This is a genomic window from Tissierellales bacterium (assembly GCA_025210965.1).
Classification (GTDB): domain Bacteria; phylum Bacillota; class Clostridia; order Tissierellales; family JAOAQY01; genus JAOAQY01.
The window spans coordinates 20,336-36,916 of record JAOAQY010000103.1 but is presented as its reverse complement, the minus strand read 5'-3'; the positions used below and the strand labels follow the sequence as shown (position 1 = coordinate 36,916).

Here is a 16,581-nt window from a genome sequence, read left to right as displayed (position 1 = left end):
TTATGAAAAGGTATATTTATGATGGAAGTTTTGAAGGTTTGATGACTATTTTATATCAATCATATTATAGAGGAATTCCTGAATGGGTTTGTAAAGAAAATCAGGCTACTCAGGGATTAATATTTGAAGATGAAATTATAAATACAGATTTTGAAATATATGAAAAAGTTTGCATGAAAATTGGTCAGAAGAGTTCTAAACATATATTACAACAAGCATATAGAGCTTATTTGTCGGAAGTAGAAGGTGTAGATCTGTCCATAATAAATTATTTAAGAGAGGCTCTAAAAAGAGGGTATCAGATAGAACATGACCTTAAAAACAAACATATACTAAAAGTGAATCAAGCAGCTAGACGTGTAGCGTTTGAATCAATGAGATTTAAAGGATTTGTAAGATTTAAAGATATAGAGGGATATTTGGTGTCTAAAATAGAGCCCGATTACGATATATTGATATTGATAGCAGAACACTTTAAAGAGAGATTACCAAATGAAAAATGGGTTATAGTTGATTCAAAGCGAAAAAAAGCGTTGGTAGGTTATAAAAAAGAAGTAAAAATAGTTGATGGATTAGATGAAAATTATTTTAAGTATGATGAACAGGATAACGGAACATATGAAAAACTTTGGAAAATGTATTTTAAAGAAATAGCAATAGAGAATAGAAAAAATGAAAAGTGTCAGCAAGGATATATGCCAAAGAAATATTGGAAAAATCTTGTCGAGATGAGATAGTAATGATTATTCTTTGCAATTAGCGTACCGTATGATATACTAAGAACGTCAGAAAATAGAAGGGGGCACTGACGTTGCGAAAAGAATATAGTGTAGCATTATTGGGGAACCCAAATTGCGGAAAGACAACATTATTTAATGAATTAACAGGTTCAAGACACACGGTTGGAAATTGGCCAGGAGTAACAGTTGAAAGAAAAGAGGGTATGGCTAACTATGATAAAAAAGATATAAAAATCATAGATTTGCCTGGAACATATAGTATGGTACCCTATTCACTTGAAGAGACAATAACGAGTAATTTTATAATAGACCACAAAGCAGATATTGTAATCAATATATTGGATGTGTCAAACTTAGAGCGAAGTTTGAATTTAACATTGCAATTGATTGAAATGAATGTGAAAGTTATTTGTGTACTAAACATGATGGATATTGCTGAAAAGAGAGGCCTTAAAGTTGACATTGAAAAAATGAAAACCATTTTGGGTATCGAAGTAATCCCAATATCTGCAAGTAAAGGGCATGGAATTTCAGATGTTTTTGATGAAGTATCGAAAGCACTTGAAACTGAATCAAAGCCAAATATTATTAAATATTCAGATGAAATTGAAAGTATAATACTAGAGTCAGAGAGTTTATTTGAAAAAGAAACTAACAAGAAATATAAACGATGGCTTAGCATAAAGGCATTAGAATCAGATGACGGGACATTAAATCACTTAGGTTATTATAATGTAAAAGTAGAGAAAAATCCTTCGCTTATAAAAAGTGCTAGATTTCAAAAAATAGAAGAACTGAAACAAGACATAGTAATAGAAGCTGGTCTAGAAAGTGATTCTATAGCAGATACAGTAGACAAATATGTAACACATCCGAAAATTGGTCTTTTTATATTTGGGGTAATGATGTATCTGGTTTTTGCCCTTACATTTACATTAGGAGATTGGTTAAAGGGTCCACTTGAGTTAGGGATTGAACAGTTTGGAGATTGGGTTCGAGTTGCTTTAGAAGCTATGCCACCTTGGTTTGTATCGCTAATTGTAGATGGTGTAATAAATGGAGTTGGAGGTATACTTACGTTCTTACCCAACATAATGATTTTATTTTTGGCATTGTCACTATTAGAGGAAAGTGGATATATGACTAGGGCAGCATTTTTAATGGATTATTATATGCAGAAAATAGGTCTTAGTGGTAAGGCGTTTATTCCACTTATAATGGGATTTGGATGTAGTGTGCCGGCAATTATGGCGACTAGGATAATGGAAGATGATGCAGATAGAAAAACAGCTATATTTATAATTCCATTTATGTCTTGTGGAGCAAGAATGCCAATATACGTACTATTTTCATCTATATTTTTTGAAGGATACGAGACATTAGTTACGTTTTCACTGTATATATTTGGAATATTGGTAGCAATTTTGATGGGAATGATACTAAAATTAAGCTTGTTTAAAGGTGACGACATGCCTTATATAATGGAACTACCTGATTACAGAATGCCTACGTTCAAAGGAACGGGTGTTTCGGTGCTAGAAAGAATTAAGGAATACGTAACAAAGGCAGGAACGGTTATTTTTGCAGCATCGGTCATAGTATGGTTTATACTTAATTTCAATATTTCAGGAATGTCTGAAATTACAGAGAGTATCGGATATCACTTAGGAGTGTTTATATCGCCATTTTTTAAGCCACTTGGATTTGGTAATTGGCAGGCTTCACTATCTCTGATTACAGGTCTTGTAGCAAAGGAGATAGTTGTTTCTAACATGAATATTTTTTATGGTGCAGGAGAATCCTTAAGTGCAGCTGCTACGGCTATAGGTGGTGCATTTACACCAGCTAGTGGATACTCATTTATGATATTTGCGCTTTTATACACTCCATGTATCGCCACATTAGGAGTTATAAAAAAAGAGATGAATTCGTGGAAGTGGACTGCAATAATCATGGTATATCAAATTGCTGTTGCTTGGTTTTTTAGTTTTGTAGTTTACAATTTAGCAAATATGTTTGGCATCATGATTTCATATCTGGCTGTTAGTTTTTTAATAATATTGATAGTTTTGATATTGTACTATAGTAAAAAGAAGATACAAAAATATTAAATAAAAAAACTGGCTTAATTTTTAAGCCAGTTTTTTCTAATTAATCTATAATTCAAAATAATCTTCTCTAATCTTGTCTAGATAATCTTCATAATGTTTCTGTTCTACTTCACTTAATTGTAAGGCATATAGATTAACCATAAGATCATGGGCTATGTAGTCTTCACTTATTGCTACAAAGCCAGGATCTTTAGTCCATGTAACTTGGCTATTTTCGCCCCTAGAGACTATTCCAGAAACAACATGAATATCATCTATTATTATAGTCATATAACGTTCGTTTTTTTCTAAAAAGTACCTATCAAGTCGCCTATGAGTTATTACTTCATCATAGGGATTATTTTTACCAAAATAAATACCGCGAAGAACAACTCCTCTAGATTTAGCATCATCAAGAGCTGGGCAAAGTGCTAGAACTTCTTCTTCCCACATTGAGATAGCTATTCGTTTTTTAGAATTCAAAATTAAAGTAGTCAAAAATTCTATTATAGGGGAGCGTCCCTTTATAACAACCAATTTATTATCAGTGACTGTTTTATCATAAACTTTTTGAGTATAAGAATCAACTTGGTTTAATATGGTGTTGAAATCCTGCTTCAATCTATTCACTAATAATTTTGGATCAAGAGGATAATACATTTTGGATTTTTCACCAAGTTCTTCAAATACTATTTGTTTGGTTTTCAAAGATTCCAAAATCTCATAAATCCTAGACCTTGGAATGCCAGATTTCTTACTTAGAGAATATCCATTGACAGGATAGTTTTCTAAAAGATTTAGATAAGCTTTTGCTTCATATTCGCTTAAACCTAGCTGTTTCATATTTTCAATAATTAAATGGGTATTTGGCATGATATCCTCCTTAAAACAAAGTATATCAATTATTATACCATTATCTGATGACCAAAGATAACTAAAAAGCAAACAACTATTGAACCGAGTACAGTTAAAATCAAATTATCTTTTTTCCAGCTACAGAAAATAGCGAAACCTAAACCACAGATTGCGGCAGGTGGAAAGCTAGGTGTAGCAGAAAACACTCCAGGAAAAATTAAAGCACCAAGAGCTGTGTAGGGGATATAATTTAAAAAAGTTTCTAATCTATCAGATAACTTTTGATTTCTTATTATAAAGAAAGGTAAGAGTCTAGGGATATAAGTAACGGCAGTCATACCCAATATTAGAAAAAATAAATTATCATGACTCATATTTTACTACACCTCCTTTAGTAGACCAATAAGTACCAAATAATGATGCTATTAGAACCGATAAAATAATGCTCCAACCTTGTGGTAGATGAAAAGCATATGTACAAACAATATTTATTAGTCCAGATAAAATTGCTAAAACAAATGCTTTAGATGAGCGTTTTACTTCAGGAATCAATATGGCAACGAACATTGCATAAAGAGCTATTCCCATACTATCTTGTAATACTGCGGGAAGAACACTTCCCAAAACAAATCCCAAAAATGTACCAAAAACCCATGCTAAATAACCAACTCCTTCGAGAGTAATCATGTATGCTGCTGATAGTTGTTTCTTTCTAAATGAAGCTACAGAAAAAATTTCATCTGTTATTCCAAATGCAATTAAAGGGCTCCATTTTTTAGTTTGATTTGGTAATTGAGGAGCAAGTGAAGCACTCATTAGAAAGTGACGAAAATTCACAAGCAAAGTTGTTAAAATTATTTCACTAAAACCAGCGTCTAGTAGTAGTAGATTTAGTGCTATGAATTGGCTAGCTCCAGCATATACAAACATTGAAAAACCAAGACAAGTCCATATACTAAAATCAGCATTTTTTGCAAGAATTCCAAAAGTCATAGCGACTGGTATGAATCCGAGAATTAAAGGGACACTACTAATCCAACCATCTTTAATCTCGTTACAAGTATATTTTGACATAATAACCTCCTAGTGACCACATTAGTAACTACTATATAATAGTTATTATAGTAGTCACTAATTAAATGGTCAATACTTTTGGGATTACAAATTCGTAAGAGTTTTATAAGTGATTGAAAGATTATACGATTGATTTCATGTGAAATTCTTATTAAAATGCTATAGAGGCTAGAGTTTTGATTGAAAACTGATATAATGTAATATGGGTTTTTGAATAATAAATTTAGATATGGAGGACATCATGGAGTGGATTGAATTAATTAAGGTAATAATATTGGGGATTGTAGAAGGAATAACAGAGTGGTTACCAATTAGTAGTACTGGTCATATGATTTTAGTAAATGAATTTATGCACATGAATATAACGGATGAGTTTAGAGAGATGTTTTTTGTAGTTATACAATTGGGAGCAATATTAGCAGTTGTAGTGTTGTATTTTGGAAAACTTTTTCCATTTTCATTTAAAAAAGAAGAACAATTTATAAAAAAAGAAACCATGAATTTATGGTTCAAAATAGTTGTGGCATGTTTACCAGCAGCAGTTATAGGTTTAGCCTTTGATGACATTCTTGATGAGCTTTTTTACAACTATCAAACTGTAAGTATTATGCTGATATTTTATGGAATTGTATTCATATGGCTTGAGAAGAGAAATAAAGATATTACTCCTAGAGTCGATAACTTAAATGAGATAAGTTATAAATTAGCTTTAGCAATAGGTGTATTTCAGCTTTTAGCATTGATACCTGGGACATCACGTTCGGGAGCAACTATTATTGGTGCGATGTTACTTGGCTCTAGTAGAGTTATTGCAGCTGAATTTACTTTCTTTTTGGCAATACCAGTTATGTTTGGTGCAAGTTTAGTTAAATTAATTAAATTTGGTTTGATCTTTACAACAAATGAGATAATAATATTGGTATTGGGTATGATAGTAGCATTTATAGTATCTATATTAGCTATTAAGTTTTTAATGGGATATATTAAAAAACATGATTTTAAGGTGTTTGGCTGGTACAGAATTGTATTGGGTGTAATTGTACTTGGATATTTCTTATTAAATTAGGAGGAGAATTTATTGAAAGGACGGAAAATATTTATTGTATTTTTGATAATAGCTACTCTTATTCAAGTTGGATGCAGAAATGATAAAAAAAATTCATGGGACTCATCAGCAACGCTTTATGAAGTGAATTTAAGACAGTATACAGAAGAAGGTACTATAGCTGCATTTTTAGAAAAACTACCAAGAATAAAAGAATTGGGAATCAAAACACTTTGGTTTATGCCAGTGCACCCTGTTTCAGAAACAAAGCGTAAGGGAGAATTAGGTTCGGTGTATGCGGTAAGCAACTATAGGGAGATAAATTCTGAATTTGGAACAATAGATGAGTTTATAAATTTGGTTAATATATGCCACGAAAATGGATTCGATGTAATATTAGATTGGGTGGCTGGTCACACTGGTTGGGATCATCCTTGGATAGAACTACATCCAGATTGGTATTTATCAAAAAATGGTAAGATAATAAGTCCAGAGGGCACAGATTGGACAGATGTAGCGGATTTGGATTTTAGAAATGATGATATGAAAAAAGCTATGATAGAAGATATGAAATATTGGATAGATGAAGTTGGTATTGATGGATTTAGATGCGATGCCGCTTGGAGCGTACCAACTAGCTTTTGGGAAGAATTGAGTGTGGAGATTGAAAATAATGACAGAGATATATTTTTGTTAGCGGAAGATGGTTCAAAACAAGAGTTGTTGGATAAGGCATTTGATTCAAATTATAATTGGGCATTATTAAATGATATGCAAAAAGCTGCTAAAAACACTATAAATTCAAGTCAGATGAGGATGTCTCTTAAAAATAGTGAGTCAAGATATAAAAATGGAGATTTCCCTCTCAATTTTGTTACAAATCATGATGAAAATACTTGGCATGGAAGTGTAGATGAGAGGTTTGGGGATTCGAAGAAGCTTATGATTGCATACACATTTACCATACCGGGGATGCCACTTGTATACTCAGGACAAGAAATAGGTCTAGATAAGAGATTGAAGTTTTTTGAGAAAGATAATATTGAATGGGACTATTCAAATGATATGTTTGAATTTCACAAAAAATTAATTCATTTGAAAAATGATAATAAAGCGTTGTGGCATGGTAAAGGTGGCGGTAAACTAAAATTATTGAAAGCAAGTTCTAGACCGATAATAGCTTTTGAAAGGTATAGTGGAGATGACAGAGTTATTTTTATTGGAAACTTTAGTGCTACAACAAAAATATTTGAACTAGAAAAAATTGATGTAGACTATGATGTTAAAGATGTTTTTAGCGATGAGCACAAAACTTTTGGCAAAAACAATGAAATGGAATTAGGTCCATGGGAATTTAAAATATATGAAAATTAGTAATTGCCTCAAAGTAGATTAGCAAATCTATTTTGGGGCAATTTTTTTATTTAATATAGAAAGTAGTATTGAATGATGAATTGTAAATAAAATAGAAATATTAAAAATTGATGGGTATAAAGTGATTGTGTAAATAAAAATAGATTGGAGTGAGTTGGTATGAACAATAAAAATTATGAAAAATGGCTTGAATATGACGAACTTGAGTGTGAGCTAAAAGAAGAGCTAAATAATATGGATGAAAAACAAATTGAAGATGCGTTCTATAGAGAAATAAGTTTTGGAACTGGTGGCATGAGAGGAATAATGGGAGCTGGTACGAATAGAATAAATACATACACGATAAGAAAAGCAACCAAAGGAGTTAGTAAATGGATTGAATCGCAAGGAGAGGCTGCAATGGATAGAGGTGTTGCAATAGCATATGATTGTAGATTGAATTCCAAAAAATTTGCTCAAATAGCAGGTGCTGTTCTAGCAACACGAGGTATAAATGTTTACTTGTTTGAAGAACTTAGGCCAACTCCAGAATTATCTTTTGCAGTTAGGGAGCTAAATGCATTTATGGGAATAGTAATTACGGCAAGCCACAATCCTCCAAAGTACAATGGATATAAGTTATATGATTCAAAAGGTTGTCAACTAGTGCCAAGTCAAATAAAACCAATCATAGACAACATAATTTCAATAGAGGATTCTTTTTCAATTGAATGTTTGCCAATTGAAGAATTGGTAAAACTGGGCAGAGTAAAACTAATAGGGAATGAAATAGATAGGAAGTACATAGAAAGAATCGAGGCATTGACTACAGAAAATAGAAATAATCTAGAAAAAATAAAAATAGTATATACTCCTCTTCACGGAGCTGGTTATGAACCCATGAGAAGGTCATTTGAAACATTTGATTATAAAGATGTTTATTTTGAGCCAAATCAGATAATACCAGATGGAAATTTTAGCACAGTGGATTTACCAAATCCAGAAAATAAAGAGGCATTTAATTTAGCTTTAAAATTAGCGACAAAAGTTAAGGCTGACTTGGTAATAGCTACTGATCCAGATGCAGATAGGATGGGAATAGCAGTGCTGAACAAATTAGGAGATTACAAATTACTAACAGGAAACCAAGTTGGAGCATTATTGATAGATTATATAATAGCGGAGAGGGATAAAGAAAATAAATTAGATTCTGATTTTAGAATAATAAATACAATAGTGACATCTGATTTTGGAGCTGCAATTGGAAGAAGTCATGGTATTGAGACAGATTCTACACTTACAGGATTTAAATATATTGGAGAAAAAATTGCAGAGTATGAATCTAATGGAAATCGAAAGTTTTTATTTGGATATGAAGAAAGTTATGGCTATTTAATAGGAGATTTTGTTAGAGATAAAGATGCGATTCAATCGGCTATACTATTTTCAGAAATGGCAAGCAATTATAAGAAGATGGGGTATACTCCATATGAAAAACTACAAAGTTTATATGAACATTATGGATATTACAAAGAGGAACTAATTTCATTTAAGTTAGAGGGAAAAGAAGGGTCTGAAAAGATAAAATTTATACTAGATGAAATTAGAAATAAACCAGAAAAAATAGTCAAATGGAAAGATATAAATTATATTGAAGACTATGAAATTGGTAAAAAATTATATGAGAAAGGAAATGTAGAATATTTGAATTTACCTAAATCGAATGTGTTGAAATTTAATTTAAAGGATAATTCATGGTTTGCACTTAGACCTTCAGGTACAGAGCCAAAACTAAAAATATATATAGGTGTTTGTGAAAACGATGAAATTGCAAGTGAGAAGAAATTAGAAGCATTGAAGACTAAGTGCAATGCTTTTATAAATTCCGTTTTAGGATAAATTTGTTTGAGTTTGATTTTAAATATAGATACACATTGGAGGGATAGGACTTGAAGATATTGATTGTTCATGGCTACTTGTTAAGTGGAACGGGTAGTAATCTTTATGTTCAAAATTTAGCAAGAGCTTTTTGTGATTTAGGCAATGATGTTTTACTATGCTGTCAAGACCATAGCGCTAGTGATTATGATTTTGTAAATCAAGTAGTGACATTTAGTAATGATGGAGACGTCATGGAGAGTGTATGGAAGCAGACAAAATATAATGGAAGTTGTAAAGTATATCTACCTAAAATAGGGAAATATTTGCCTGTATATGTTGAGGATTATTATGAAAAATTTGAAGCCAAAGATGTTGTTAAATGGGGGAAAAATAATATAGAAGATTACATCGGGAAAAATGTTAGTGCGATAAGATATATTTTAAATGAGGATAAACCTGATGTTGTAATCAGCAATCATTTAATATTACAACCGACTTGTGTATCTAGAGCGGTTCAGGGTAGCATAAAACATTTTATAATAGTCCATGGAAGTGCATTTAATTTCTCTGTAAGGAAAAGTGATTATTTGAAAAAATTAGCGATAGAATCAATAAAGGCTTCTAATGGAATAATTTTTTTAACAACGAGTTCGGAAAAAGATTTTTTGAGATATTTTAGAGAGTTCAAAGGTGAAATCAATACAGAGATAATCTCTGGTGGGGTTGATTTAAATTTATTTAAGCCTCTAAAAGAAGAAAATGAAAAAATGTATTTTATAGAAAATTATATTCAAAATGGCGACGGAAAAAATGCATTGGATAGTTTGAAAAATAAAATAGATTGGAAAAATGATAATACAATTATGTATTATGGTAAATATTTATGGACTAAAGGAATGCAGTATTTGATACTCACACAACCTATAGTTAACAAATTTCATCCCGATGCTAAATTGATACTTGTCGGTTTTGGAAGTGCAAAGAATTATATGGAAAAACTCATTGATGCTATGAATCAAGGGGATGAAAAATACTTAATTGAGTTAATAGATAATCCACAAAAATATCAAGATAATGTGGAAGAGACTACACTATATACTTTGAAGGGATTTAGAAAATTAATATCAAATGACGAGTGGAGAAAATCATATATTGGATTGTGCAAGGGAAATATAAAGAATCAAATTTTGTTGCTAGATTTTTTACCGCATGAAAAATTGGCGCCAATTTTATCGTGCGCAGATATTGCTATTGCACCATCAATATATCCCGAAGCTTTTGGTTTGGTGGGTATAGAAGCTTTAGCTAGTGGAATATTGCCAATTCAAGCTGATCATTCAGGTTTTAGCAGTGTTATAGATGTGTATCAATCAGCTTATGAAAGTAGAACTGAATTGAAAGCTGTAAAGAGACTTAAATTAAGTGAAGATTTTGTCATGGATTTGTTAGATAAAATTTTGATTGTGTTGGATGCATATGAGCAGTCTGATGAAAAGTGGCGATTTGAATTAAAAAGTGAATTGCGAACAATTTGTGAAGAAAACTTCTCATGGAGTCAGACTGCTCAAAATATAATTAGTTTATATCAGAGATTAAACTAGATGTTCCTTACCATCTTTCTTTAATATATCAACTATTTCTTTAACTCTTTGAGCTGACTTGTTAGAGCATAGAAGTATGGCATCATTAGTTTCGACCAATATTAAATCATTGACATCAATGGCTGCTACAACTTTTTTGGAACTCATAATTAGGTTATTTTTGCTATCAATAGAAATTGTATTTTTATCTGAAACATTTCCTAAATTATCACGAGAATTAAGATCATATATGGCATCCCAAGAACCTACATCGCTCCAAGAAGCTTCTAATGGAACCATATCTATTGGAAAATCTTTTTCTAATATTGCATAGTCAATTGATATTTTTTGGAAATTAGAGTAAGTTTCTTTTAATGAATCATAATCAAATGGAAATGAATTAAAAAGTTTATTAGTCGCTGAATAGATGAGTGGAGTTTCTCTTTCAGCGGCTTTTAATATTGTATCAATAGACCATATGAAAATACCGCTATTCCAAAAATAATTTGGAGAGTCAAAATATATTTTTGCAGTTTCAGAATCTGGTTTTTCGACAAATTTATTTACAGAGTATATGGGTTTGTTTTCTGAAACGTTAGCATCCATATATCCATATCCAGTGGCAGGGAAACTAGGTGTTATGCCAAGTGTTACGAAGTGATTGCTTTGTTCAGCTTGGCATATCCCCTTTATCAAAGTCTGAGAAAAACTTTGATTGTCCATTATATGGTGATCAGCTGGAAATACACACATTATCGCATTTTCATATATTTTTCTTAAATGAAATGCTGAATAAATTATACATGGTGCTGTATTTCTTGAAAGAGGTTCGTATATTATGTTTTCTAATCTAAAATCGGAAGGTAACGTCTCTTTAAGTAAGTCTTTATGATTTATATTTGCAACTATATATAAATCATCCCAATCTATTATTTTATTTACTCTATATAGAGTTTCGTTTAAAAGTGTGTCTCCGTGAGTTAGCTTTAAAAATTGTTTTGGAAAAGTCTGTCTACTAGAAGGCCAGAAGCGGGTACCATTTCCACCAGCCATTATAAGGCCTATTCTTTTTAAATTTTTCATATATAATACCTCCTTTTTTGATATTCTAATTTATTTTGGTAAAGGAATTAATGGTGAATGTAAAGACAGTGTAAAGATTGTTGAACAATGACATATTAAAACTGTTGAAATAATGTCAAATATGGGTATAGTGTTCTTGAGGAGGAAGGGTGATGGAAAATTTAAAAAAATTTATTTTAAAAAGACAGGCATTGTTGTTTCCGTTTTTAGATGTTTCTCTAAATGTAATCAATTATTTGATACATATATTTCTAAGCTGGTATTTATTTAGTGAAGACTATGGTGTGCTTAGTGCATTATTAGCATTTTTGGCAATACTGATGGTTTTTGGAATATCTTTTCAGATTTATGTTGCAGATAAAGTTGCTACTAAAAATTATGAAAGTGAAAAATTACAATCAACTATAAAACTTGGTGAGAAAATATCGTTGCTAGCATTAATTACATTAGTTATTGCAGGGATTTGGATAAAAAACTTGCTTAGAAGTGATTATATTGCAATTATTATAGTTGGATTAATATTTGCATTCAATTTAATGACGAGTATAGAACGTGGGGTTATGCAAGGGAAAAAGAAATTCTTACATCTCAACATGAGTTTTTACATAGAAGTGACAATTAGGTTAATGCTTACATATATAGGGATGAAAGTTTATAGACATTATAATATGGCATTGATTGCTATATTGTGTGGCATGATATTTAGCTTTTTGTATGGCAGGCGGTTTTTAAAAGAAGGAAGTATAAAAAAAGATTATTATAGGAGAAATTTGTATAAGGATGAAATCGGAAAAATAGCAAAAATTTTTATAGCAAATTTTTATCTTTATTACTTTACTTCACTGGGAATGATAATAGTTAACTATTATTTAGTTAGTTTGTCAGGGATTTACGGGATAACAACAAAAATCAGTCAGCTGTCAATTAAAATAGGATTTAGTCTAATTACTGTAATATTGCCATTTATATCTAGAGAAAAAGATAATACAGAGATTTTTAGAAGAATTGTTAAAAAATTTATATTAATGTTTTTAATACTATCTGTAATTGGATTAATTTTAGTGTATTATTTCACACCTTGGTTTGTAGTTGTTGTATTTAGCAATGAGTATAGTAGTGCAGTTGATTATGTATTCAAAGATGCAATTGCGAATGTGATTTTAATGAATGCTTATTTCTTATTAGTGGTGGAGATGGTTTTAGATCACAAGAAATATTTAAACGATTTGTTAATTACAGGTCTAATTTTAACCTTAGGAATGTTAATTAAGCATGAAAATATTAATGAAATAATAGTTGTACAAGGCGTAGCATATTTGTATTTGTTCATAGCACTTATAATTAAGTTTTTGAAAAAGGAGGATGTTATGGGAAATAGTAAAGAGAGAATTGTATTGTTTTTATCTTGGAGGGATATAAAAGCACCTAAAAAAGGAGGGGCAGAGGTATTTACTCATGAAATGCTTAAAAGAACAAGTATAGATGGAGTCAAATTTGTACATTTTTCACCTTTATTTGAAGGGGCAAAGCCTAAAGAAGAAATAGACAATGTACTCTATATTAGAAAAGGTGGTCCATTTAGTGTTATCTATCATGCGCACAAGTATTATAAAAAAAATAGAGAAAACATAGAGTTTGTAGTCGATCAAGCCAATACTCATAGATTTTTTACACCGTTTTGGGTGAATAGAGAAAAGAGAATATTTTTCATACATCAATTTACTAGAGAAATTTGGTTTAGACATATGAAGTTTCCCATGAGCTATATTGGATATTACTTAGAAAATTGGATGACAAAAATATATAGAAAAAATTATACTATGACGGTTTCAGAGTCTACTAAAGATGATTTGCTTAGACTGGGATTTAAAAACAATCTGATAAAAATACTTCCAGAAGGAATTGATTTCAAGCCGTGGGCGAAAGAAGAATTCAAAGAAAAAGAAAAGAATCCAACATTTATATATGTAGGCAGATTTGCTGCTTATAAGGGGATTAACGATGCTATAGAAGCATTTGGAAAGCTTAAGGCAACAAGAAAAGATATGAAATTTTGGGTAGTTGGTAAGAAAAAAGAAAAATATGTATCAGAGGAATTAAAGCCGATAATGAACAAGTATCAATTGACATTTGGAGATGAAGAAGAGGGTGCAGACGTTATATTTTGGGGATTTGTCACAGATGAGAAAAAATTAGAGCTTATGAGTAGAGCTCATGCTTTAGTTTTTCCATCACTAAGAGAGGGGTGGGGGCTTACTGTAACGGAAGCTGCTGCAGTTGGAACACCAAGTATTGTTTATGATTCACCAGGACTTAGAGATGCTGTGAATAGAGGAAAGGCAGGTTATATAACTAGTATAAATACATCTGAAGAAATAAAGAGAATAATGGAATTTTCTATTGAGAATAGAGAAACATATGTCAAAAGAAGGTCGGAATCATACGATTTTGCTAGTAAATTCAATTGGGATAATACAGCGCGTGAATTTGAAAATATGATTCGATTTGTGAGGGAGGAAGGAGACCGTGAGACAAACAAAATCAGCAGTCGTAATAATGAGCATGTACAATGATGCTAGTCATGCAAAGCTTGCTATAAATTCGTGTCTGAATCAAAAAAACATAGTAGGCATAGATATAAGAATTGTGGTAGTTGACGATGGTTCTGACAATGGGAGTTTTGAAGAAATTGAATCGACATATAGAGAGGAAAAATCTGTTGAGCTTCATAGAATAGAGCATGGGGAACGAGGTATAGCTAGAGCATATGCGTTTAAGAAAGCCTATGAAGGGAAATTTGATTATTTAGTTATTATTGATTCAGATATGAAATTAAAAGAAGACCTGATCTCTACTGCTATAAGGCGATCTGTAGAAAACAAGATCGAGTCTTTTGTAGTACCTGAAATACCTTATTCAAACTCCAATAATTTTTATACAAAAGTAAAAATATTTGAGAGACAAGTTTTGAATGATGCTGGTGAAACTTTAGATGAGAGTTCAATAGAAGCGGCAAGATTTTGGAGTAGAGCTGCGTATGATATTTCAGGTGGAATTGATCCAAATCAAATTGCATTTGAGGAAATACAGCCAACTATAAGGTACAGAGAAAAAGGTGGAAAAGTAATGAGACTTATAGGCACTGGACTGTTTCATGACGAAAAACACGTCACACTTCATTCAATTTTGAAGAAGAAATATTATTATTTTAAACAGATGAATAAGACATTGAAGGCCGAAGAAAGTGGCGACAAAAAGGCATTTAAGAGATGGTATTTTTTTAGACCAGTTTTGTACAGAAAGGACAATCTAAAAAAATATTTAAGACATCCACTTTTATTTTTAGGAATGATTTGGATGTATATTTTGTTGACAATTACTGCGGTTATAGCGCTTTTAAAGACAAGAGCGTTAAATACTAGCAATGAAAAGAAAAAGACGGCATAAGAAATAGGAGAGGACTATGCGCAAAAATATACTTGTTGTATCAAATTCAAATAGACGAATAAACTATGATGAAGTACTCAATCTTTATAGATTTTCAAAGCATGCTGATATTTTGAAAATTGAGAATGAAATAGAAAGATTTGATTCTATAGTTGTTGATATTCAGGATGCAAAAGAAAGATTAGAATGTATTAGGTATGTAAGAAAGACCAGTCCGGAGATGCCAATATTACTAGTACTGAGCCAGAGAGAATATGATTTTACTCAAAAGATTGTTTCTGAATTCGGAGGGTATGGACGATGTGAAATTGTATATTATCACAAAAAAACTCAAAGACTAATACAGCGTAAATTGCATTCGTTGTTATATCCAGAGATGCCATCTGAAAGAGAGGAAATAGCTATAGTAATGCCGCTATACAATGAGGAGTTGAGACTAGAGCTGGTTAAAGTTTTTTTTAAAGAACTTAGGAAAATGCAAATGAATGGATATTGTAATTTATCAATTTATTTGTTGAATGATGGTAGCAAAGATAATACTTCAAAGCTGGTAGAAAATTTTTTGGAAGAGGAATTAGATAGTGAAGAATGGATCATGTACAAGGAAATGTTTAAATTTAGGCAATTGAGCGTAAATACTAAAAAGGCGGGGACTTATATAGATGCATTTACTACTATAGATTCTGATATCTTAGTATATGTTGATGCAGATAACTCTTTTAGCATAGAGGATATTGGAAAAATGATAAATATATTGAATCAAGGCTACTATGACATGGTTATAGGGACTAAAGACAAGTCTGATCCAAATAGACCGCTGATAAGAAAAATAATGAGTTTTGCGAAAAGAGTATTGATAAAACCATTTGTTCCGCATGGTATAACGGATTCACAAACAGGTTTAAAAGCTATGAAATTGACAGTAGTAGATGCCATATTGTCAGATTTGAGTATTGATTATGGACTAGCTATCGATTTGAAAATAATGAATATAGTTAAAAAGAAAAAGTTTAGAGTTCTTCAAATTCCAGTTAAATTTGAAGAACAGGAAGGCTCTCATGTTGAAATAATTAGAGATTCTGTAAATTTTATAAAGTCGATTATAAAAATATCGTTGGGGGGATAAATGTGAATAAGGTGAAAATTGATATTGATTTTGAAGAACTTATACCAACATTTCTCGAAAATCGAAGAAAAGATTGTGTGTATTTAAGAAAATTATTAGAGAAAAGAGACTATGAAGAAATGAGAAAACTTGGACATAGCATAAAGGGCGTAGGTTATAATTACGGTTTCGATGTAATTGGTGATTTAGGAAAGAAGCTAGAAGAAGTTGTTAGTGTAAAAAATGATTTGAAAATCAAGGAAATAGCTAGTGATATTGAAAATTATATAGAAAATATCGATATAGAATTTATTGAGAACTAGGAGGA

General features: G+C 31.2%; 14 protein-coding genes. 10 read left to right on the top strand and 4 right to left on the bottom strand.

All coding sequences use genetic code 11. The features are described 5' to 3' along the window. Positions 1 to 2 precede the first annotated feature (2 nt). Together N4A40_08225 and feoB are read left to right on the top strand one after the other, a co-directional pair. Complete coding sequence (locus tag N4A40_08225; protein ID MCT4661830.1) at positions 3 to 737, top strand: TIGR03915 family putative DNA repair protein; 735 nt, start codon at positions 3 to 5, stop codon at positions 735 to 737. A gap of 74 nt (positions 738 to 811) precedes the next feature. Beyond that, the gene (gene feoB / locus N4A40_08220) at positions 812 to 2,851 is read left to right on the top strand and encodes a ferrous iron transport protein B (GenBank protein MCT4661829.1); all 2,040 of its coding nucleotides are present in this window, start codon (positions 812 to 814) and stop codon (positions 2,849 to 2,851) included. Positions 2,852 to 2,896: 45 nt separating this feature from the next. Here feoB and N4A40_08215 read toward each other — a convergent pair whose 3' ends face one another. The 3 genes from N4A40_08215 to N4A40_08205 are packed head-to-tail and all read right to left on the bottom strand — an operon-like array spanning position 2,897 to position 4,759. Continuing rightward, positions 2,897 to 3,703 (bottom strand): hypothetical protein, encoded by an 807-nt coding sequence (locus tag N4A40_08215; protein ID MCT4661828.1) that lies wholly within the window; start codon positions 3,701 to 3,703, stop codon positions 2,897 to 2,899. 32 nt (positions 3,704 to 3,735) lie between these two features. Then, entirely contained in the window at positions 3,736 to 4,059 is a 324-nt protein-coding gene (locus N4A40_08210; protein ID MCT4661827.1) for an AzlD domain-containing protein, read from the bottom strand. Then, positions 4,049 to 4,759: an AzlC family ABC transporter permease gene (locus N4A40_08205; GenBank protein MCT4661826.1), complete on the bottom strand. Its 711-nt coding sequence runs from the start codon at positions 4,757 to 4,759 to the stop codon at positions 4,049 to 4,051. The genes N4A40_08210 and N4A40_08205 overlap by 11 nt, the downstream gene beginning before the upstream one ends. 241 nt (positions 4,760 to 5,000) lie before the next feature. On the opposite strand from N4A40_08205, the gene N4A40_08200 reads away from it, so the two are divergent. The 4 genes from N4A40_08200 to N4A40_08185 all read left to right on the top strand — a co-directional run bounded on the left by N4A40_08200 (position 5,001) and on the right by N4A40_08185 (position 10,639). Further along, positions 5,001 to 5,825 carry an undecaprenyl-diphosphate phosphatase gene (locus tag N4A40_08200; GenBank protein MCT4661825.1) on the top strand — a complete coding sequence of 275 codons (825 nt, stop codon included), beginning with the start codon at positions 5,001 to 5,003 and terminating at the stop codon, positions 5,823 to 5,825. Positions 5,826 to 5,837: 12 nt separating this feature from the next. Further along, a complete protein-coding gene (locus tag N4A40_08195) occupies positions 5,838 to 7,178 on the top strand; it encodes an alpha-amylase family glycosyl hydrolase (protein ID MCT4661824.1) in 1,341 nt (446 codons plus the stop codon). A 159-nt stretch (positions 7,179 to 7,337) separates the two neighbouring features. Next, entirely contained in the window at positions 7,338 to 9,056 is a 1,719-nt protein-coding gene (locus tag N4A40_08190) for a phospho-sugar mutase (protein MCT4661823.1), read from the top strand. A 50-nt stretch (positions 9,057 to 9,106) separates the two neighbouring features. Further along, positions 9,107 to 10,639, top strand: coding sequence for a glycosyltransferase family 4 protein (locus N4A40_08185; GenBank protein ID MCT4661822.1), 1,533 nt, complete (start codon positions 9,107 to 9,109; stop codon positions 10,637 to 10,639). On the opposite strand, the gene N4A40_08180 is transcribed toward N4A40_08185, so the two are convergent. Then, complete coding sequence (locus tag N4A40_08180; protein ID MCT4661821.1) at positions 10,631 to 11,701, bottom strand: sugar phosphate nucleotidyltransferase; 1,071 nt, start codon at positions 11,699 to 11,701, stop codon at positions 10,631 to 10,633. The genes N4A40_08185 and N4A40_08180 overlap by 9 nt on opposite strands. 152 nt (positions 11,702 to 11,853) lie before the next feature. Between N4A40_08180 and N4A40_08175 the strand changes: the two genes are divergently transcribed. The 4 genes from N4A40_08175 to N4A40_08160 are packed head-to-tail and all read left to right on the top strand — an operon-like array spanning position 11,854 to position 16,576. After that, positions 11,854 to 14,274 carry a glycosyltransferase gene (locus tag N4A40_08175; protein MCT4661820.1) on the top strand — a complete coding sequence of 807 codons (2,421 nt, stop codon included), beginning with the start codon at positions 11,854 to 11,856 and terminating at the stop codon, positions 14,272 to 14,274. Beyond that, a complete protein-coding gene (locus tag N4A40_08170; GenBank protein MCT4661819.1) occupies positions 14,228 to 15,148 on the top strand; it encodes a glycosyltransferase in 921 nt (306 codons plus the stop codon). Before N4A40_08175 ends, N4A40_08170 begins: the two co-directional genes overlap by 47 nt. 16 nt (positions 15,149 to 15,164) lie before the next feature. After that, entirely contained in the window at positions 15,165 to 16,274 is a 1,110-nt protein-coding gene (locus N4A40_08165) for a glycosyltransferase family 2 protein (protein MCT4661818.1), read from the top strand. A 2-nt stretch (positions 16,275 to 16,276) separates the two neighbouring features. Then, positions 16,277 to 16,576: an Hpt domain-containing protein gene (locus N4A40_08160; GenBank protein ID MCT4661817.1), complete on the top strand. Its 300-nt coding sequence runs from the start codon at positions 16,277 to 16,279 to the stop codon at positions 16,574 to 16,576. Positions 16,577 to 16,581: the final 5 nt, after the last annotated feature.

Excerpts from the sequence above, each read along its gene's own strand:
- N4A40_08225 (MCT4661830.1), top strand. The coding sequence starts at position 3 with ATGAAAAGGTATATTTATGATGGAAGTTTTGAAGGTTTGATGACTATT.
- N4A40_08215 (MCT4661828.1), bottom strand. The coding sequence starts at position 3,703 with ATGCCAAATACCCATTTAATTATTGAAAATATGAAACAGCTAGGTTTA.
- N4A40_08210 (MCT4661827.1), bottom strand. The coding sequence starts at position 4,059 with ATGAGTCATGATAATTTATTTTTTCTAATATTGGGTATGACTGCCGTT.
- N4A40_08205 (MCT4661826.1), bottom strand. The coding sequence starts at position 4,759 with ATGTCAAAATATACTTGTAACGAGATTAAAGATGGTTGGATTAGTAGT.
- N4A40_08200 (MCT4661825.1), top strand. The coding sequence starts at position 5,001 with ATGGAGTGGATTGAATTAATTAAGGTAATAATATTGGGGATTGTAGAA.
- N4A40_08190 (MCT4661823.1), top strand. The coding sequence starts at position 7,338 with ATGAACAATAAAAATTATGAAAAATGGCTTGAATATGACGAACTTGAG.
- N4A40_08180 (MCT4661821.1), bottom strand. The coding sequence starts at position 11,701 with ATGAAAAATTTAAAAAGAATAGGCCTTATAATGGCTGGTGGAAATGGT.
- N4A40_08175 (MCT4661820.1), top strand. The coding sequence starts at position 11,854 with ATGGAAAATTTAAAAAAATTTATTTTAAAAAGACAGGCATTGTTGTTT.
- N4A40_08165 (MCT4661818.1), top strand. The coding sequence starts at position 15,165 with ATGCGCAAAAATATACTTGTTGTATCAAATTCAAATAGACGAATAAAC.